The sequence below is a fragment of the Vibrio sp. SCSIO 43153 genome (assembly GCF_023716625.1).
Classification (GTDB): domain Bacteria; phylum Pseudomonadota; class Gammaproteobacteria; order Enterobacterales; family Vibrionaceae; genus Vibrio; species Vibrio rotiferianus.
The window spans coordinates 70,544-90,401 of the sequence record NZ_CP071856.1 but is presented as its reverse complement, the minus strand read 5'-3'; the positions used below and the strand labels follow the sequence as shown (position 1 = coordinate 90,401).

14 protein-coding genes are annotated in these 19,858 nt (G+C 45.4%); 5 read left to right on the top strand and 9 right to left on the bottom strand.

Features of this window, described 5'->3' with window-relative positions; genetic code table 11:
* Positions 1 to 42: 42 nt before the first annotated feature.
* From J4N37_RS16545 to J4N37_RS16520, 6 genes are all read right to left on the bottom strand, one after another.
* A complete protein-coding gene (locus tag J4N37_RS16545) occupies positions 43 to 963 on the bottom strand; it encodes an amino acid ABC transporter permease (protein WP_252042798.1) in 921 nt (306 codons plus the stop codon).
* A gap of 78 nt (positions 964 to 1,041) precedes the next feature.
* Positions 1,042 to 1,860, bottom strand: coding sequence for a transporter substrate-binding domain-containing protein (locus tag J4N37_RS16540; RefSeq protein WP_045385164.1), 819 nt, complete (start codon positions 1,858 to 1,860; stop codon positions 1,042 to 1,044).
* Between the two features lie 9 nt (positions 1,861 to 1,869).
* Positions 1,870 to 2,667, bottom strand: a complete 798-nt coding sequence (locus J4N37_RS16535) for an amino acid ABC transporter permease (RefSeq protein WP_252042797.1) — start codon at positions 2,665 to 2,667, stop codon at positions 1,870 to 1,872.
* A gap of 3 nt (positions 2,668 to 2,670) precedes the next feature.
* Positions 2,671 to 3,405 (bottom strand): amino acid ABC transporter ATP-binding protein, encoded by a 735-nt coding sequence (locus tag J4N37_RS16530; RefSeq protein ID WP_171307069.1) that lies wholly within the window; start codon positions 3,403 to 3,405, stop codon positions 2,671 to 2,673.
* A 209-nt stretch (positions 3,406 to 3,614) separates the two neighbouring features.
* Positions 3,615 to 5,093 carry a pyruvate kinase gene (gene pyk, locus J4N37_RS16525; RefSeq protein WP_171358098.1) on the bottom strand — a complete coding sequence of 493 codons (1,479 nt, stop codon included), beginning with the start codon at positions 5,091 to 5,093 and terminating at the stop codon, positions 3,615 to 3,617.
* Between the two features lie 129 nt (positions 5,094 to 5,222).
* The gene (locus tag J4N37_RS16520) at positions 5,223 to 6,602 is read right to left on the bottom strand and encodes an MFS transporter (RefSeq protein ID WP_252042796.1); all 1,380 of its coding nucleotides are present in this window, start codon (positions 6,600 to 6,602) and stop codon (positions 5,223 to 5,225) included.
* A gap of 287 nt (positions 6,603 to 6,889) precedes the next feature.
* On the opposite strand from J4N37_RS16520, the gene J4N37_RS16515 reads away from it, so the two are divergent.
* The 3 genes from J4N37_RS16515 to J4N37_RS16505 are packed head-to-tail and all read left to right on the top strand — an operon-like array spanning position 6,890 to position 11,776.
* Complete coding sequence (locus J4N37_RS16515; protein ID WP_252042795.1) at positions 6,890 to 8,155, top strand: ABC transporter substrate-binding protein; 1,266 nt, start codon at positions 6,890 to 6,892, stop codon at positions 8,153 to 8,155.
* Between the two features lie 8 nt (positions 8,156 to 8,163).
* Positions 8,164 to 10,518, top strand: a complete 2,355-nt coding sequence (locus tag J4N37_RS16510; RefSeq protein WP_252042794.1) for a sensor histidine kinase — start codon at positions 8,164 to 8,166, stop codon at positions 10,516 to 10,518.
* Positions 10,508 to 11,776, top strand: a complete 1,269-nt coding sequence (locus J4N37_RS16505) for a sigma-54-dependent transcriptional regulator (protein WP_138943430.1) — start codon at positions 10,508 to 10,510, stop codon at positions 11,774 to 11,776. Before J4N37_RS16510 ends, J4N37_RS16505 begins: the two co-directional genes overlap by 11 nt.
* A gap of 24 nt (positions 11,777 to 11,800) precedes the next feature.
* Here the strand turns inward: J4N37_RS16505 and J4N37_RS16500 are convergent, their stop codons facing one another.
* Both J4N37_RS16500 and J4N37_RS16495 read right to left on the bottom strand, forming a co-directional pair.
* Positions 11,801 to 12,433: a lysoplasmalogenase gene (locus J4N37_RS16500; RefSeq protein WP_182025314.1), complete on the bottom strand. Its 633-nt coding sequence runs from the start codon at positions 12,431 to 12,433 to the stop codon at positions 11,801 to 11,803.
* Positions 12,434 to 12,670: 237 nt separating this feature from the next.
* On the bottom strand, positions 12,671 to 13,819 hold the full coding sequence (locus J4N37_RS16495) for an iron-containing alcohol dehydrogenase (RefSeq protein ID WP_252042793.1): 1,149 nt from the start codon (positions 13,817 to 13,819) through the stop codon (positions 12,671 to 12,673).
* A 181-nt stretch (positions 13,820 to 14,000) separates the two neighbouring features.
* On the opposite strand from J4N37_RS16495, the gene J4N37_RS16490 reads away from it, so the two are divergent.
* Positions 14,001 to 14,900, top strand: coding sequence for an AraC family transcriptional regulator (locus tag J4N37_RS16490; protein ID WP_252042792.1), 900 nt, complete (start codon positions 14,001 to 14,003; stop codon positions 14,898 to 14,900).
* 444 nt (positions 14,901 to 15,344) lie between these two features.
* Positions 15,345 to 18,506: a chitinase C-terminal domain-containing protein gene (locus J4N37_RS16485; RefSeq protein ID WP_252042791.1), complete on the top strand. Its 3,162-nt coding sequence runs from the start codon at positions 15,345 to 15,347 to the stop codon at positions 18,504 to 18,506.
* A gap of 112 nt (positions 18,507 to 18,618) precedes the next feature.
* On the opposite strand, the gene glgC is transcribed toward J4N37_RS16485, so the two are convergent.
* Positions 18,619 to 19,833: a glucose-1-phosphate adenylyltransferase gene (gene glgC / locus J4N37_RS16480; protein WP_010451925.1), complete on the bottom strand. Its 1,215-nt coding sequence runs from the start codon at positions 19,831 to 19,833 to the stop codon at positions 18,619 to 18,621.
* Positions 19,834 to 19,858 lie beyond the last annotated feature (25 nt).

Sequence of the window (19,858 nt, the reverse complement as noted above, 5' to 3'; positions counted from 1 at the left end):
TATTGAAACCCCATTCGGTATCGAATTGCGAGGCTTATTGAGTTAATTTGAAATAGATTCCGATTTTTTCTCGATGTACCTAAAAAACATTGATAGACCGAAACAAATCAGGAAGTAAACAAAGCCGACAATGAGCCAAATTTCGAAAATGTAGCCTGAAGAGTTCGCCATTTCTGTACCGACGAAGGTCATTTCTTGAATTGAGATCAGTGAGACGATTGAGGTGTCTTTGACTAAAGAAATAGTTTGCCCTGCAAGCGCTGGTGTAATGGCTTTTAGTACCTGTGGCGCAATGACGAAGCGATATTTGACCCAAGATGAAAGACCGAGAGAGTCTGCCGCTTCCCATTGGCCTTTATCAACGCTCTGTAATCCAGCTCGCACCACTTCTGCAATGTAGGCAGAAGAAAGCAGACCAACACAAAGTACGCCGGATGCCAAGTTTTCCCAAAGATTCGCTGGGCCGAATAGGAAGTGTTGAATAGAGTTAGGTTCGCCACGGTAGTTGCGAAGAAGATCTTCTAACCCAAGTAACGGAATCAGCTGGTTAGAAATAAAGAAATAGAAGATAAATACGAACACCAATGGTGGGATATTTCGTACCAACTGAATAAACGCGTTGGCGGGTGTGCGCAACCAGACAGAATCTGAGAAGCGTGCCAGACCGAGTAGGGTACCCAATACCAGCGCAAAGGTTATGCCCCAAAGGCTAAGGCGTAAGGTTGAAATTAAGCCTTGAAAAAAATACGGCAAACCACCGTCTGATCTGGGTGTGAATAACAGATCAATCGCATCTTTCCAATGCCAGATGTAATTAACACCAACAGTTGAACGATGGTAGAGCCAAACCCCAACAAACGCACAGATGGCCAGTAGCACCCAATCGAGTAGGTTAAAACGGCTGGAGAAAAAGCCTGAATTAGATTTGGTTGGTGCAACGCGAGAGGTGGTTTGTCCGCTCAAGGTTCGACTCCGTTATTAAAGAAGAAACCGACCCACTAAACGAGTCGGTGTATTTAGTTATTGCAAACGTTGGGGTCGTTATTGACCCTGTGCAATTTGGTCTTGCCAATCAAGCGTTGAGAACCAGTATTCGTAACGCTCATCTAGCCAACCATCTTGAGTGCGTGCTTCAATCCATTTGTTGAAGAAGGCTTTTTTGTCTTCCTCACCTAAACGAACAGCAAAGGCTTCGTTACCTTTCGATAGACGCTCTGTAAATGGAATGAATAGTTTGTCTGCGTGTTTGACCGCTTCGTGCTCTGGTTTTGGGCTTGATGCGATTACAGCGTGCGCATTTCCGTTAAGGACTTCTTGAAATGCTTGAGCATCGTCATCGAATTGAAGGATCTTTGCTTTAGGGAAGGTTTCGCGCGCAACTTGAACGGTGAATGCACCACGACGAGCGGCAATTTTAACGCGGCGAGAGTTGAAATCAGAAAACTCACTAAAGCCTTCGGCTAACTCTTTGTTTGCCGCGACTTGAACACCAGAGTGGGAATAAGGTTCCGTGAACAGCACGCTCTTAGAACGTTCAGGGGTAATCGACATTCCGCCAATGATAACGTCAAATTTTTTCGCCAACAGAGCAGGGATAATTCCGTCCCATGCTGTCGGTACGAATTCGACTTTTAAGCCAGAATCAGCAGCAAGTCGTTTTGCTACGTCGATTTCAAAACCAATTAGCTCACCTTGCTTATTACGCATCGCCCATGGTACGAATGTCGACATACCAACGCGAAGCGTGCCGCGCTCTTTAATTTGATCTACGTTTGGTGTTGCTGCTTCTTCATTGGCTAATGAAGGTAAAGCAATCGCAAGCCCCAGTAATGCAGTAATGGTCGCTTTGAATAACTTCATGTTATCTCCTTATAATTTGCGCCAACTGGCTCCTAGTTTGTGTTCCAGCCAAGCGGATAAGCCAGAAAGTGATAATGTGAGAGCAAGGTAGATTGCTGCCACAGTAAACCAGATTTCAAATGGCATCGCCGTTTCAGAGACGATGTTTCTTGCCTCGGTTGTGAGGTCGAATATTGCCATCACACTGACGATTGAAGAGTTCTTAATCAGAGAAACCACTTCATTGGTCAATGGTGGCAGAGTACGTTGAAGTACCTGCGGAAGAATCACGTCTTTGTAGGCAAAGAAAGGGGATAGCCCTAGGGTCTTCGCCGCTTCAAACTGACCTTTTGGAATGCTATTTAAGCCCGCACGGAATATTTCTGCAGTGTAAGCACCTTGGAAAAGCGATAACGCTAAGACCGCAGTACTGAACCTGTCTAAGCCAATCACAGGGCCAAACACGAAGTAGAGCAGGTAAATCTGCACCAGTAGCGGCGTGTTGCGAATCAACTCTACATAAGCCGTACCCATCGCGTTACCCACTTTGGAGTTGCTCAGGCGCAGCAACGCGGTGATGAAACCAATAACCAAAGTGAAGAATAGACTAAGTGCAGAGATTTTTAGGGTAACGAGTAGGCCATCTACTAATTCTGCAGGCCACCACTCACCATCTTCATAAAAGGCGATGTAGTCTGGCACGCGCTCCCATTGCCATTGATAACCCATCGCTTGTGCTCCAGAATCGAGCACCCAAACGATCGCAACCAATAAAATCGCGATTTGTAATATGGCTTGTAAAACGGGTTTTAGGATTCGAAATACCATCGGCTAGTAGCTCAGAATCTGATTTAAAAACGCTTGAGTGCGAGGGTGCTGTGGTGTCTCAAAGAGTGCGATTGGTGAGTTCATCTCGATGATTTCCCCTTCGTCCATAAACACCACTCGATTCGCGACCTTCTTTGCAAAACCCATTTCGTGAGTCACACAAATCATGGTCATGCCGCTTTGTGCAAGTTCAACCATGACGTCTAATACTTCATTGATCATTTCAGGATCGAGCGCAGACGTTGGTTCATCAAACAATAATAGGTCAGGTTCCATGCAAAGCGAACGGGCAATTGCAACACGCTGTTGCTGACCACCGGAAAGCTGAATGGGGTACTTGTTGGCTTGCTCTTCGATGTTAACGCGTTTGAGATACTGCATCGCGCGCTTTTCCGCTTCTTGTTTAGACAGCTTAAGCGTGCGAATAGGGGCAAGGGTGAGGTTTTCTAAAACCGTAAGGTGTGGAAACAGATGAAAGTGCTGAAACACCATACCCACTTTGCCAGGTTTCTGCATTTTAGAATCGGCTGGCTGTTCGAAAACGCTGAGCTCGCCTTCTTGAATAGATTCTAAGTGGTTGATACAACGGATAAGTGTGGATTTACCTGAACCAGAAGGGCCACATACAACTACGATTTCACCGGTGTGTACTGAAAAATTAATATCTTTAAGGGCGTGGTATTCACCGTACCACTTGTTTACGTTGTTAAATTCAACAACAGGAGTGTTCTCGTTCAAAGGGGCACGCTTTTAGTGATAACAATGGAGCTACAATAGCAAGTTATGACCTTAATTTCATTAACTTAAGTCCCTTATCTAACGAGGATGTAAAGGTTTGGTTATATCGTGCGCTATAAAAAAGACCTGCCATGTGGCAGGTCAAGTCCCTATGGAGCAAGTTATGGGAGAAAAATTCAAGTTCGAGCTTGAATAAGGGGGAGGTAAGACTACGCCGCGATATCTTCGGCAGGCTTGACGTGAGAAGTCATATTCAAGCTCAGTAAGCGACAGGCATTAATTTCCCCCATGCCTTCTATGGAATCCAGCTGAGTCATTAAGATTGATGAGATATGAGCTTCGCGAGCCTTCTGGCGTAAGCAATCTACAATCTGCGGTGCTAGTTCGATTTTGGCTCCTGCAGATTTGAAATACAAAGGTTCAACTCCTCGCAGGATTGTCATTTGTGCAAGTAAAGCAGGATTATCACTAAGAGCCCAAATCTTAGTCTTACTCTGGCATCGAGACATTAATAGCGGCGTTTCTCCATGTTGGGTTAAAATCGCAACGCCAAGATCTTGATGAGCGCGAGAAGCCGAAATCATCGATGAGAGCGCAAAGCTCTTACCGGGGGTAGAACATAGATGTTGAAGGCTATCCCAGCAGTCGTGGTTACATTCCAGTTCGTGCTCTGCACCTTGTGCGATGCGAACCATAGCTTCGACTGCTTCGATTGGGTATTTGCCCGCAGCGGATTCCGCTGAGAGCATAACAGCGTCTGTCCCATCAATAATCGCGTTTGCCACGTCTAGCACTTCAGCCCGAGTAGGGAGTGGGTTTTCGATCATTGATTCCAACATTTGTGTCGCAGTGATCACAGGTTTACCCCAATGCTTAGAGCGATTAATTAGTGATTTTTGAACCATCGGTAATCGCGCGTCACCTATCTCTACACCTAAATCGCCGCGAGCAACCATGATGATGTCTGATGCGATAATTACGTCATCCATAGCTTCTTTGGTTTCAACTACTTCGGCACGTTCCACCTTAGCGACAATCTTGGCATCGCAACCTGCTTTATGCGCTAAGCTGCGAGCGTATTCGATATCTTGTGCATTGCGTGGGAAAGAGATAGCAAGGAAGTCGGCACGAAGTTTTGCTGCGGTTTCGATGTCTTGAATGTCTTTCGCGGTAAGAGCAGGTGCAGAAAGACCGCCACCTAATAAGTTGATGCCTTTACGGTTAGATAATTTACCGCTATTCAATACCGTTGTTTTTATCCATTGCTCGTCAGTCTCCACTTGATTTACTTTAAGCTGAATGCGGCCATCATCCAGCAGCAGAATATCGCCCACGTTCACATCTTGAATTAGCTCTGGATAATCAAGGCCAACTATTTCTTGGTTGCCAGCTTTTGCGTCGAGTGTTCCGCTCAGAGTAAACACTTCTCCTTGATTGAGTTGAATAGCACCATTCTCAAAGCAAGAAATACGAATTTTGGGGCCTTGTAAATCCACTAGTACTCCAACATAAGTGTTTAGCTCGGTTGCAATTTCACGAACCAAATGCGCACGTGCAATGTGCTCTTGTGCGGTTCCATGCGAAAAGTTGAGCCTGACTATGTTAGCGCCTGCTTTGATTAAGTTAGTCAGTGTTTCACGGCTTTCACTCGCTGGACCTAGCGTGGCCACAATTTTGGTTTTACACATTTGTCACCTCAATCGACATATAAAAAGGAAAATAAAAATAGGGGGCTATTAATTTCGTAAGCACTCTTAGCAAAAGAACTTAAGAAATTGGAGAAGTAAGCGGGAGTAGCCTCCCGCTTTTGTTATGAATTAGTGACTAGGGCGAACTTCTAGCTCTGTTTCTTCAACAGGGTCAATATCAACCACTTTCTTCGCATTCCAAACAGTCAAAGCAAGAAGCAGAGAAATTACACCAGCGGCTAACCAGAAATATTGCGCTTGCGAGAAGTCGTATTTGGTTACGCCATCAATTTCGGTGATTTTGATAAGAGAAGCAGATACTAGCTCTTGACCAGAAGCAGCGATGTAAGAGAACAGGCCGATAAAACCTTTAACTGCACCAACAGCATTCTTAGGCATTAGGTCACATGCAGTTAGACCAGCAAGGAAGACAACTAGGCCACCAATAGCGAAACCAATCAAACCTAATGCAACTGCGTCAACAATGCGGTTGTCTGGACCAAAGAACATCAAGCACATACCACCAATGTTTGCCAATCCGTAAAGTAGAGTTGGGATGTGGCGATTAGAGTTGAACAGCTTGTCAGAGATAATGCCCGATAGTATTGCACCTGCGAGACCAGCAATTGGGTAGGTAGACATTGCAAAACCAGCGTCGATCAATGAGTAACCTTTTGCCTCTTGGAGGTAAAGAACAGCCCAAGAAGACATTGCGTAACGTGAGATGTACATCGCCGCACATGCCGCAGCAATTAGCCAAACTGTTGGTTGCTTCATGATGAACATTTGAGCGCGACGAGTTTCTTTCGGGTCGTTCTTTTTCTTAATCTCAGGCTCTTCGTCAAACGCAGTTGCTGAATCCGGCAAGCCGTAAGTTTGTGGGCGATCTTTTAGGATGAAGAACATACATAGTGCTGCTGCAATCGCTGCGATACCGGCACCGATGAAACCGGCGCGCCAGCCAAAGTAGCTCACTAGAGAAGCAGTTAAGATCCAGGTGATACCTTCACCGATGTTGCGTGATCCACCCCAAATAGAGTATCGGCTACCACGTTGCTTTGGTGAGAACCATTGGAATAGAGACACACAAGAAGGTGCTGAACCAACAGATTGGAACCAACCGTTTAGCCCCCAGAGTAGAACGAAGAAGAAAGCCGTTGTGTTCAAACCCATGGATACTGCTGTGATACCTGACAGTAGCAGTGAGAACGACATAAATCGGCCAATGTTGGCATAGTCAGAAAGGAAGCCGTTCGAGAACTTACCAAAAGCGTAAGTGAAGAAGAAAGCTGAACCCATGACGCCGAGTTCTTCGATAGTTACGATGCCTGCATCCAGCATTGGTTTTTTTACAACGCCTAAACTCATACGTACTACGTAGAAGACGGCGTAACCAAATACCAAACCTAAAAATACATGCCATTGGTAGCGTTTGAAACGCGCCTGCATTTCCTCTTTCGAGCCATCTGAAAGAGGGAGGTCAGGGCGTGTTTTAAAAAAGTTAAACATGTTGCACTCCAAGTTTTAATTACAAATTTTTTGTCGCAGGGCCATCTTGGAGTGACAGATTGCACAGTACAAAGGCATGAATTTGAGACAGAATTGACTCATATTGATATTTAGGCTGAGTCAAAAACGGGAATTTAGAACGGTAGCCTGAGACTTGTTACTGATAGAATATGCGTAGTTTTGGTTGAAGTGCGTCAATAATGACTCAAACACACTCTGTAAGATTTTTTGACAATCTGTAATAGATTTGAGTTACCGCACATTATTTAAGGTTTTTGGTTAGTTTGATGGCTGATTTCAAGCAATTGGGGCGTTGTTTACTTCTTGGTGCTGCGCTTTATACACCGCTCACAACCGCAGCAGATAAAGAGCTGGTGATACTCACTACTTTTTCTCAAGCTCCTATCACCGCTTTGGTGGATGACTTTACGCAGCACTATCCTGATGCGGAAGTCAGAGTGGTTCACCGACGTACGCAATCGAGTCTGCAATTGCTAAGCAAAAGCTATATGAAGGATATCGACTTGGTATTGAGCTCATCTCCATTTTTGATGCAAGAGCTGTCTGACGAACATCGTTTAGCTGATATGTCGTCTAGCGTGCAAGTTCCGAAATGGTTATCTGCTTATCTATTGCCGAATAACGAACAAGTTGTTGCTTTTGGATATTCTGGGGCGGGAATTGTTTGGAACAAAGATTATTTAGCCGCAAATCATTTGCCAGAACCGAAGCGTTTTCAAGATTTGACCAACCCTCTGTATTTTGGTCATGTCACAATGAGTACGCCAAGCCGCTCAGGAACAACTCAGCTGATGGTTGAGAGTGTGCTTAGTCGATATGGTTGGAAACAGGGCTGGCGTATTTTGCTCAATGTAGGAGCAAATTTGGCAACGATTTCATCACGGAGCTTTGGGGTTGCGGACTATATTGCCAAAGGTAAGTTTGGTATTGGGCCGACTATTGACAGTTATGCATTGATTGCCAAGCGTAAGTTTGATTACGTCGGTTTTGCTTATGATCAAGACTTTACGCTTATGCCAACCTACATTGCCCAAATAAATCGAGGAGAGAGAGACAAATTGGCTGAAGCCTTTGTTGCGCATTTGCTTTCAAAAGAAGTTCAAGAGCAAATGGAAAGCAGCGCATTTTCAAAAACGGCCCTCTATGATACGGCTCGATACAGTGGTGAAAACCCAATACTCGATCTAAAACAAGTGATGCCGAGAGAAGCACTCATCAACTTGATTTTTGATACTGCGATTACTAAGCGTCTTCCAGAGTTACAAGATGCTTGGCTCACTCTCATTAAATTTGAACAGAGCCCTGAACAACAGTGCTCACTAAAGGCTATCGAGAAGCAGTTGTTTGAATTGCCACTGAGCAAAGAACAAATAACTCCAATTGCTCAAAAGCTGGCGACATTGGATAAAGATTCCGAAGTAGGTATGACGCACTACCAAGCATTGTTGGCGGAGTTTTCTCATGAATTAGGCCGTGCTATGTCGGAACAGTTGGACAATGTAAATCAACAATTGGCTCAGTGTCGGGGGTAAGGGAAGTAGTGTTGTACCCGAAATATAAAACCATTGGAGCTCGTTTAGTTGCTGCTTTCGCTTGCAGTACGATGTTGCTCACTGTGGTGTGTATGGTTGCTTGGGCAACGTGGAATAGTCTAGACAATCAGGTGCGGATTTTACTGGAAGAGAGCGTACCAAAATACAACGCCAGCTACTTTCTCGAAAGTAAAACCAGTGAAATAAACCGACGCGTTGAAGCGCTTCAAGTTGTTGACAACAAAGTACAGCTCAATGAACAAGCGATGCAGGTGAATGAGGAGCTAGCTTCTATTTCAACCGTTCTAAAGAGCAATAGAATGAGTTCGGAGTTCTATCAGTTACTTGAATCGGAAGCCGGACTTGCTTCACTACTGGAAAAGTATGTCGATCTGATTTCCTTACGAATCGACCAAAACCGCCGAGTCGATCAACTGATGGAGCAAATTAACTGGCTTCACCAAGATATCCGCTCCGAGCTCAAACCTCTTCGCCAAGAAGTGCATTGGCAGATTGAGCGGGTAAACGATTCAAAAGATATTCGAAGCTTGCTGGTCCAGCTGAGTACATTACAAAAGGTTATCGATGTTGAATCGGCGGTGTATGACATGGCTATTGACGTTGCCGGTGCCTCAATGCCGGAGCAGGTCGATAATGGGATGAAAGTAATTCACTTTCGCCTGATGGATCTTCAAGAAAGCAGTACAACGTTGATGAATCAACCAACATCAATCGCTTATAAGCAATTGCTGCAAGAACTTGTCGTGGTGTTGAGTCAAGATGGTGCGTTCGAAAAACAACTTATGTCACTAGTGAAACTCAACGGTGGCATCAAAAAGATGCAAGAGCAGATTTCACTTAGTATGGATGCCATTCATCAACAAATCGGTGAGTTGGTTGTTATCGCAGATCAAACGTTCAAACAGGTGAAAACTGAAACTGCGGAGCGTGTGTCATATGGCAATCACGTTTTGCTCGTTTGCTTCAGTATTTCGATCATGACGAGTATGTTCCTGACGTATTATTTTATCAATCGCCGCATTGTGGCGCGTTTGATAGGGCTGGGGGACAGTATTGATGCCATCATAAAAAACGATCTCAGTCACCCAGTTGTGGTGGACGGAAATGATGAAATCGGGCGCTTGAGTGAAAAACTCATCGAATATGGTGAAAAGGTACAAGAAATTCAACGTACTAATGCCTTGAGTCTAATCAACAATACCACGGCAAGTTTGATCACGAGTGACCTCAACGGAGTAGTAGAGTCTGCAAACTTGAGTGCTCGTAAGTTATTGAAGCTTGGTGAAGTTAACGAAAGTTATCCGATTTGGGAGTACTTCCCTGAGAGCTGCCGAGATCAGCTAAAAAAGGTATTTGATGGCTCGCACTTGTGGATTGAACTTGGAAAAATTCATGTGACCTTGTCACTTGGAGGGGAGACCCCTACATACGTACGTTTCGATATTCGCCCTTTTGCCCATGGTGCTGAATACAAACTTATCATGACTATCACTGATGTGACGCATCAAGAAATCACCACGCGTACATTGGAAAGTCGAGTGTTAGAAAAAACGCAAGACTTGTTGCTGAAAAACCAACAGTTAGAAAACGAAATTGAAGAGCGAATTCGAACCGAAGACAATCTTAAAAAAACACAAGATGAGCTTATTCAAGCAGCGAAAATGGCGGTTGTAGGGCAAACCATGACGAGTTTAGCGCATGAGCTTAATCAGCCACTCAATGCTATGTCCACGTATTTGTACAGTGCGAGAATGTTTCTTCAACAAGAGACGCCAGATAAGGTCAGCGAGTCGATCACGCATATCGAGGGTTTGACGACTCGGATGAGCAAAATTATCAACAGTTTACGCCAGTTCGCACGCAAACCAGAAGGGGAGAGAGAGGTGAAACCAGTATGCATTCATGACGTGGCGGAGCAAGCGTCTACCATCGTGAATACGCGCGCAAAACGTCAACAGATCACGATAGAAAATAAGTTACCTAACGATGTGAAAGTTCAAGGTGATATGTTGTCGTTGGAACAGGTTTTCATCAATGTCTTAGTAAATAGTTGCGATGCGCTAATGGAAAGCACAAGAGAAGAGAAAAAACGAATTATAACGGAACTTGTGGACCGGAGTAAGCAAACCACACTGGTTGCGATCAGTGATAATGCTATTGGTTTTGGAGAAGAGATTGTGCCACGGATTTTTCAGCCTTTTGTTTCGACAAAAGAGGTTGGCCTAGGGCTGGGGATGAATATTTGTAAATCATTAATAGAAAAGCATAAAGGAAATATCTACCTCGCTTCCTCACTAGAAAAAGGCGCGATGGTCGTGTTGGAGCTACCTAATGAGCAATAACCTATATTCAGTATTATTGGTCGATGATGATCAAGACGTTTTGGATTCTTATTCTTACTTAATGAACATCTCATCGATAAAGTCAAAGGCCATTAACGACCCAACGCAAGCGTTGCAATACGTCTCTCCAGAGTGGGCGGGCGTTGTAATTCTAGACATGTACATGCCACAGATGCATGGCTTGGAGTTGCTGAGGCTGATTAAAAATATCGATGAGCGAATTCCGGTTATTGTGATTACTGGGCATGGCGATATTCCGATGGCTGTGGATGCCGTGAAGCTAGGTGCGTGCGATTTTTTGGAAAAGCCGATTAACCCGACGGAGCTTTTAACGCTTGTTAAGCAGCAGCTTGAAACTCGTACTAGTCAGGTGGAGTTGCAGCGTCAGGCGGAGAAATCGATTTCGCGTTCACTAATTGGTAAGTCTGCGCACATGGAGCAGATCCGAAAATACGTAGCGCAATATGCTTTGTTGGACACGCACTTGGTGGTTTATGGTGAGTCGGGCACAGGACGCCACAGCGTGGCTGGGATCGTTAAAGATATGATGGCGAAGAGCGAAGACATGGAATATCTCACTCTTGCTCTCAGTAGCACCACAACAATGAAGTGTATTGATGATGCGGTTAACAAGCTGGAACCGTGTGTGCTTGTTTTAGATAATTTGCCTGAATTGCCCGAAGAGGGGCAACGGCATTTGGCTCAGTTGCTGCTGGCTCGTGAGCGTTGTGGTAAAAAGAACCTGCGTGTGGTGACGATTTTTGAGTTAGAACCTGAAGACTACATTACTAAGAACCAATTGTTGCCAGAGTTATACTACCTGCTTAACCAAGGGATGGTGCACGTGCCACCTTTGCGCCAGCGACCTGATGATATCGTGGCGATATTTCACTACTTCTTAAAGTTGAGTTGTAAGAAACTCGGCAAAGCACTGCCAAATGTAGACACCAACTACCTTGCTCTTCTGAGGAGTTATCCGTGGCCGGGTAATATTCGCGAACTTAGAAACATTGCTGAGTTGTACGCAATCGGGATTGTTAAGCTGACAGGTAAAGAGCGTATCTACTCACAAAATGATATTCAGATCCCATTGGATGAATTGGTGGACGATTTCGAAAAGCAACTCATAGAAGATGCACTGTTCTTGCATTCTGGGCGAGTTTCCGATGCCGCCAACCATCTGCAAATACCCCGCAAAAAGCTGTATTTGAGAATGAAAAAGCATTGCGTTGAAAAAGGAAATTACAAGTCTCGATAGTATCTATTTAACCGTTTGTATTAGTTAGCGAATTACTATTGCAGAGACGGACATGGTAATAAGGAGTTGTGCTGAGTAATAGGTCGCCATGGCGACTTGGCGGGAAAATGTGGAAGTGCTGCCAAAGCGTTCAAACGCAATCACGATGCCGGACATGGTGAAAATGACACTCCCTAACACCGCGAAAGCCGAAGATTGAGTCTTACCTGCAGCGTAGTACTCCATCGACATCCATAACATCGTCATCAAAACGATGATATAGCTGGCGACTGACCATTTCTCTTTCCCTAAATCAGGTTTAAAGAATAAGTACGCACAGATGCCGAAGCCCAAAACCGCAAAGGGCAGCCAAGGCGTAAAATGCCAAGCGGCAATTTGGATGAAGCCTAACGCATAGCATGTTAAAGCGGCACAAAAAAACTTTATTCCTTGAGTGAAGCTATCCTTTGGATACATCATCACTAAATCCCCAATTAGTGATAATGAGAGTCCTGAAATAATCCATTTTGCATAAGGAAGCTGGATTGCTGGAGACAGTAACAACATACCGATCATAGCAATAATCGGTATTGGTTTCGTCGCAAAGAACAGCCATTTAGGACCGGTCTTGATGCTGATGATGTGTATGAACGCACTGGCAATAATAATTAGCCACATACGATGAACCTTTGAATAGACATTTTCCCCTTCGGACCGTCGCGAGACGGCAAACTACTGTTTCTTTGATTTTAGTTTTGGAATGAGTATTTGCTGCGTTTAATGGATAAGTTAGGTTAAATTATCGCAAATAGCGCATTTACTTATTATTTCTGTCCAAATTAACATAAAAAAACGGCATTGAGCTCAAAAGAACTCAATGCCGTGAAAAAGGCAGTAAATTGATAGGTTGGGTTGTTATGCTACCGCTAGGTCTAGGATCTTGCGGCTGTTTTCTAAATCAATTGCCTGGTTTTCACCCAACACCGTCATGCCGTGTTTGTTTAGCTGAGCGATCACAGAATCAATAGCTGCTTCACGGTCATCTCCGTACTCTTCAAGTTGAGTTGCTACGCCTAGCTGGTGGTAGAAAGCTTCGATGGCTTGAATAGTGCGCTCTGCCAAATCTTCACCTTCTGCTAAGCCAAATACGTTACGACCCATTTGCTCAAGCTTAGGGCGCTTAAATTGCATTTGGTTGCGAAGTAGCGATGGTTGGATGATAGCCAGTGAACGCGCGTGGTCTACGTGCCAAAGCGCTGTCAGTTCATGGCCAATCATGTGTGTCGCCCAGTCTTGAGGGACACCGCTACCGATGAGACCGTTTAATGCTTGGTTTGCTGTCCACATTAGGTTTGCACGCCATTGGTGGTTATCGCGCTCTTCGAACTGATCACCCAGCACTTTTAGGTTTTTCAGTAGTGCCTCTGCGTAACCGTCTTGAACCATTGCGCCCGTTGGCAGTGTTAGGTATTGCTCACAAACGTGAACCCATGCATCCACAAGACCGTTGATAAGCTGACGCTCAGGTAGGGTCTTCATTACGTCTGGGTCAAGAACCGCAAACTTCGGCTGAACTGCAGGTGCTAAGAACGCCAATTTATCTTGCGTTTCTTTCTTAGTGATTACAGCACCCATGTTTGACTCAGAGCCTGTTGCCGGAAGAGTAAGGATGGCTGCCAGCGGTGTTGCTTCTGTTACTTGATGTTTGCCCACCATGATATCCCAGCCATCACCGTCGTATTTCGCTGATGCTGCTACGTACTTAGAACCATCAATAACTGAACCACCACCAACAGCAAGAATAAAATCAACGTTTTGTTCTTTTGCGATAGCAACTGCTTTATCTAGCGTTTCCTTCGTGGGGTTTGGCTCCACGCCTGAAAATTCAAGCCATTCACGGCCTTCTAAGGCTTGTGCTACTTGGTCGTAAACACCATTGTTCTTGATAGAGCCGCCACCGTAGATAACAAGTACTTTTTGATCGGCAGGAATCGCCTCTTTAATTGCCGCGATTTGGCCTTGGCCAAAGAAGATTTTAGTAGGGTTGACGTATGAAAAGTTCATTATTAGACCTCTTGCTTCCAATGTGAGGAGAGTGAATACATGCATATTAGTACGCGGTTTTGTCTGTGAGTAGACCGATTTCTGCAAATTTATTGCCTATTTCTACAAATTTGCCTCTCTTGTGCTGGAACTGTAATCAGAACTCCAAGTATAGTGCGTGGATAATGATTGGAGTGAAGCAATGAAGACACTAGCTGAGACAATGCAGCAATATGCCACTAAGTTTGGCCTAGATGATTTAGAGGGTATTAAAGAAACCGCGATTGATGGCGTGTGGTTTTATCGCAGTAGTAGAGGTAATAATCGTCAACCTTTCGTATATCAATCCGGTGTCATTGTTTTGGGGCAAGGGTATAAGAACATCCACATCGGGCAGACTCCAGTTCGCTATGGACCAGACGACTACTTGGTGGTTGGGGTTCCTATGCCGTTAGAGTGCGAAGCGATTGCAGTCGACAATGAACCGCTGCTTGGGATTTCCATAGATATCTCTCCAGCTATGTTGCAAAAACTCGTCAAAAAACTGGAATCACAACGGTTTAGTAATGTCTGTGAAGATTCGACTCGTTGTGGTCTAAAGTCAGTTCGTATGAACGAGCAGATGTTGGATGCGTGCAAGCGTTTGATGACTGCGTTATGCGACGAGCTGGAAGTGGCGATGCTTGGTGACATGTTATTGGAAGAAATTGTTTATCGAACGCTAGTAAGTGAGTCGGGACACGTTTTATTTGATCTGGCATACCAAGAAGGCTCATATGCCAGAGTAGCCAAAGCGCTTAATCGAGTTCATCAAGAGTATCATGAACAGCTCAATGTACAGACGCTTGCCGAAGAAGCAAATATGAGCATATCAGCATTTCACCAAGCATTCAGAGCCGTTACTTTAGAATCCCCCTTGCAGTACATTAAAAAAGTTCGACTGAATAAAGCACGAGAACTCATTCAGTTAGAAGGAAAAAGGGTGAATGATGCAGCTCGACTTGTTGGCTACAGTAGCCCGTCTCAGTTTAGCCGTGAGTACAAACGTCATTTCAATGAAACACCTAGAATGACCAAGTTACCAACAGAAAGCGCGGGCTGACTCTAGCAAGTGTGGTGCAGCAGCGGTGAGTGAAAACACGACTTTGTAGAATAGGGGGATTGAACCTGTATTTTGACACTTGCCTGAACAGCTCTTTGTGTTTCGAAAAAGCAATCAGCTCTATACCGCAAAGCATTGAAAAACGTTAAAAAGTGGCAAGGTAATCTGGAACGGGTACACCAAATTTAGAATTTTGTTCTACTTATTCAGCAGTTTGCGACGGATATATTTATTTGCACTTTAAAATTAGTTATTGGTGCAAAATAAGTTGCGTTTTGTTGCAGTGTTTTAGTGGTTTGTTGCGATGTGCTGTTGAAAATTTATAAATATGTAGTGTGAAAACCTGTCGTTGTACTTAAGTTATTTTACGTCGAAATAAAAGTAAAAGTGCGTTTTATGTGACGTGTTTACTATTGTATTAACAACAACTTAAGGAAGAGCACTATGCACCTTAGAAACGGGAAAGCGGCAAAGAGTGTATTCACACTCAGTACTTTGACTGCATCTTGTCTAATGGCATTCAACAGCTATGCAGCCGTTGACTGTAAACCTCTAGAAGCTTGGGATTCATCAAAAGTTTATAATGGTGGTGATCAAGTTCAGCACGAAAATAGCGCATATAAAGCGCGCTACTGGACGCAAAACAACAACCCAGCTCAATCAGGTGAATGGGGTGAGTGGGAGAAACTTGGCGCTTGTGATGGCGGCCCTGTTGATCCACCACTTAACGAAGTACCGACTGTTTCACTAACTTCTCCTTCTGCGTCGGCTTCTATCACAGCTGGTGACGTCGTTAACCTTGCCGCAGACGCTGCAGACACTGACGGCACAGTCAGCAAAGTTGAGTTCTTTGTTGACGGCGCACTGGTTGGCGCATCAACTGCAGCACCTTTCACTGCTTCATGGACGGCGACAGAGGGTGTTCACGAGTTCTCAACTAAAGCTTATGACGACAAAAATGCAGCGAGCACAGTAAGTGCTGTTACGTTGACAGTCGCTGCTGGTCAACCTGGTAACGAAGCGCCAACGGTAGACGTAGCGCTATCAGCCACTTCTGTTGAGCTTGGCGGTACGGTATCGGTTTCTGCTGTTGCGGCAGACGCGGATGGTGTCGTTGCTAAAGTTGAGTTCTTTGCCGCAGGTGCACTGATTGGTACAGCGACCGCTGCGCCTTACGCTGTGGATTTCACTCCAGCAGCGGCAGGCTCGGTATCGATTTACGCTAAAGCGACTGACGATGCTGGCGCAACAACAGATTCTTCCCTTGTATCGCTATCAGTTAATGGCGGTACAGTCACTTCAAACTGTCGTCCTGATGGCCTGTACCAAACCGCTGGTGTGGATGTTCCTTACTGTACGATTTACGACAAAGACGGCCGTGAATTGATGGGGGCTGATCACCCACGTCGTGTGATTGGTTACTTCACAAGTTGGCGTAGTGGTGATGACCCACAAGCGGCTTACCTAGTGAAAGACATTCCTTGGGATCAGCTAACTCACATTAACTACGCGTTTGTGAGCATTGGTTCAGACGGTAAAGTAAACGTTGGTGATGTGACAGATCCAACTAACCCGGCAACCGGTAAAACTTGGCCGGGTGTAGAAGTAGACCCAGCACTAGGCTTTAAAGGTCACTTCGGTGCACTTGCTACTTACAAGCAAAAGCACGACGTTAAAACGCTGATCTCGATCGGTGGTTGGGCTGAAACAGGTGGTCACTTCGGCGCAGACGGCAATCGTGTTGCGGATGGTGGCTTCTACACGATGACAACCAACGCAGACGGTTCAATCAACCACGCAGGTATCGAGAAGTTCGCAACTTCTGCAGTTGAAATGATGCGTACCTACAAATTCGATGGCCTAGACATCGACTACGAGTACCCAACGTCTATGGCGGGGGCAGGTAACCCTTACGATAAAGACTTCATGGAACCACGCCGTCCATACCTATGGGCTTCTTACCAAGTGCTAATGAAGGTTCTACGTGAAAAACTGGATGCAGCATCTGCACAAGATGGGCATCACTACATGTTGACCATCGCAGCGCCTTCTTCGGGCTATCTACTGCGTGGTATGGAAACCTTCGATGTGACTAAGTACCTCGATTACGTCAACATCATGTCTTACGACTTACACGGTGCTTGGAATGATCACGTTGGTCACAATGCGGCACTGTTCGATACAGGTAAAGACTCTGAGCTTGCGCAGTGGAATGTATATGGCACTGCGGCTTACGGCGGCATCGGCTACTTGAATACTGACTGGGCTTACCATTACTTCCGCGGTTCTATGCCTGCTGGTCGTATCAACATTGGTGTGCCTTACTACACCCGTGGTTGGCAAGGGGTAACAGGTGGTGAGAATGGTCTTTGGGGACGTGCGGCGCTACCGAACCAATCAGAGTGTGCTCCTGGTACTGGCGAAGGCGAGAAGAATAACTGTGGTCACGGCGCTCTAGGTATCGATAACATGTGGCATGATACCGATCCTAAGGGCAACGAAATGGGTGCAGGTTCTAACCCAATGTGGCATGCGAAGAACCTAGAGAAAGGCATTTGGGGTTCTTATGCTCAAGCTTACGGTTTAGATCCAGTCAACGATCCTACAGATCAATTGGTGGGCACATACACGCGTAACTACGACGATATTGCTGTTGCACCATGGCTTTGGAACGCAGAGAAGAGCGTATTCCTATCAACAGAAGATAAAGCGTCTGTTGAGGTGAAAGCCGACTACGTTATCGATAAAGAGATCGGCGGTATCATGTTCTGGGAGCTAGCCGGTGACTACAACTGTTACGTACTAGACGCGAACGGTAACCGTACTACGATTGATGCAACTGAACAGGCTTGTGCTGCGGGTAATGGTGAGTACCACATGGGTAACACTATGACTAAAGCGATTTACGACAAGTTTAAGTCTGCAACACCTTACGGTAATAAGATTGCGACAGGTGCTATCCCAACAGAAGCTGTTGATATCGCAGTGAGCGTTGGTGGCTTTAAAGTGGGTGACCAGAACTACCCAATCAACCCTAAGATCACGTTCACAAATAATACGGGTCAAGCGATTCCTGGCGGTACGGAATTCCAGTTCGATATTCCTGTATCTGCACCGGATAACGCGAAAGACCAATCTGGTGGCGGTCTAAGTGTGATTGCTTCTGGTCATACTCGTGCGAACAACATTGGTGGTTTGGATGGTGTAATGCACCGCGTGTCTTTCTCGCTACCAGCATGGAAAGACCTACCAGCGGGCGGTACTTACGAGCTTGATATGGTTTACTACCTACCAATCTCTGGCCCTGCTAACTACACAGTGATTTCTGGCGGTAAAGAGTTTGCGTTCAAGTTTGAGCAACCAGATCTACCAATCGGCGACTTAAACTCTGGCACTGGTGGTGGCGGTGGTACTGAGCCTGGTACTTGTGACACAGCAGGCCTTGTGACTTACCCAGATTTCCCACAAACGGACTGGCAAGGTAATCCAAGCCACGCTAACCAAGGTGATAAAGTGATTCACAATGGTGTGGTATACCAAGCAAACTGGTGGACAGCATCAGAGCCGGGTAGTGACGGTAGCTGGTCGACAGTATGTAACGTTTAATCCAGATTGAATGGATAACAAAAGCGCGCGATTTACATCGCGCGCTTTTTTATTGTGGGGGGATATGATTTTGTTGCTTTGGATTATTGCAAATAGACGCTTGAGTAAACGCTCAGAACTCATAACCTTCAGGAATAACCACGATCCCTTTTTCTGATACATGAAATCGTTTGGCGTCTTCGATTTTGTTGATACCAATTTGTGTGTGCGGTGGAATACGAACGTGCTTGTCAATAATACAACTGACGAGCTGACAGCCTTCGCCGACCTCTACATCATCGAAAATAATGCTATCGACGACGGTTGCGCTGTCTTGAATACGCACGTTGGACGCGATAACAGAGTGCTGAACGGAACCTCCGGAGTTAATGACACCATTGGCAATGATTGAGTTAATAAAAATCCCTTCATTACCGGTTGCTGACGATACGGTTCTTGCTGGTGGGAATTGAGCTTCGTAAGTGCGAATTGCCCAGTTCGGTTGATATAAATTCATTGGTGGCACCGGCTCTAACAAATCCATATTGGCCTCGTAGAAGGAATCGATCGTACCTACATCTCGCCAATAGCAGTCTTTGTCTACACGGCCTTTGCTTCCGCAGAACTTATAAGCGTAAACGGATTGGGTATCGATGAGTTTAGGAATGATGTCTTTTCCGAAGTCGTGGCTTGAGTCTTCAAGTTTTGCGTCTTCTTCTAGTGCTTCTTGTAGGACATCCATATCGAAGATGTAAATCCCCATGGATGCGAGACTCTGAGTTGGGTCATCAGGTAGAGTGGGTGGGTCTTCTGGTTTCTCGATAAACGATTCGACTAGGCCGTTTCCTTTAATAGCCATGACGCCAAATGCGGTGGCATCTTCTACGGGCACATCCATGCAAGCAACGGTTAGCTTTGCGCCGTTCTCTTTGTGTTCTTCAAGCATGGCTGCGTAGTCCATACGATAGATATGATCACCAGACAGAACAACGACGTATTTCGCATCATTACGAGAGAGCAGCCACATGTTGTGGTAGATAGCATCTGCGGTACCCTCGTACCATGCACCACCTTTGCGCATTTGGGGTGGAACAGCGGTGATGTACTCACCAAGTTCGGGATTGAACACAGACCAACCATCACGTAAGTGCTTTTGTAGTGAGTGTGACTTGTATTGAGTTAACACTAAAATCTTCCTTAAACCTGAATGAAGACAGTTGGTTAGCGTAAAATCAATGATGCGGTATTTCCCACCAAATGGAACGGCTGGTTTGGCTCTATCGTCGGTAAGTGGGCTCAGCCTTGATCCCATACCGCCTGCTAAAATTACAGCGAGTGCGTCTTGCATAATGTTCCCTTTCCCTTATTTTACG

Bases quoted from the DNA above. Each gene is read 5' to 3' on its own strand.
- J4N37_RS16505 (WP_138943430.1), top strand. From the start codon at position 10,508: ATGAGCAATAACCTATATTCAGTATTATTGGTCGATGATGATCAAGAC.
- J4N37_RS16495 (WP_252042793.1), bottom strand. From the start codon at position 13,819: ATGAACTTTTCATACGTCAACCCTACTAAAATCTTCTTTGGCCAAGGC.
- J4N37_RS16535 (WP_252042797.1), bottom strand. From the start codon at position 2,667: ATGGTATTTCGAATCCTAAAACCCGTTTTACAAGCCATATTACAAATC.
- J4N37_RS16490 (WP_252042792.1), top strand. From the start codon at position 14,001: ATGAAGACACTAGCTGAGACAATGCAGCAATATGCCACTAAGTTTGGC.
- glgC (WP_010451925.1), bottom strand. From the start codon at position 19,833: ATGCAAGACGCACTCGCTGTAATTTTAGCAGGCGGTATGGGATCAAGG.
- J4N37_RS16515 (WP_252042795.1), top strand. From the start codon at position 6,890: ATGGCTGATTTCAAGCAATTGGGGCGTTGTTTACTTCTTGGTGCTGCG.
- J4N37_RS16520 (WP_252042796.1), bottom strand. From the start codon at position 6,602: ATGTTTAACTTTTTTAAAACACGCCCTGACCTCCCTCTTTCAGATGGC.
- pyk (WP_171358098.1), bottom strand. From the start codon at position 5,093: ATGTGTAAAACCAAAATTGTGGCCACGCTAGGTCCAGCGAGTGAAAGC.
- J4N37_RS16485 (WP_252042791.1), top strand. From the start codon at position 15,345: ATGCACCTTAGAAACGGGAAAGCGGCAAAGAGTGTATTCACACTCAGT.
- J4N37_RS16540 (WP_045385164.1), bottom strand. From the start codon at position 1,860: ATGAAGTTATTCAAAGCGACCATTACTGCATTACTGGGGCTTGCGATT.
- J4N37_RS16500 (WP_182025314.1), bottom strand. From the start codon at position 12,433: ATGTGGCTAATTATTATTGCCAGTGCGTTCATACACATCATCAGCATC.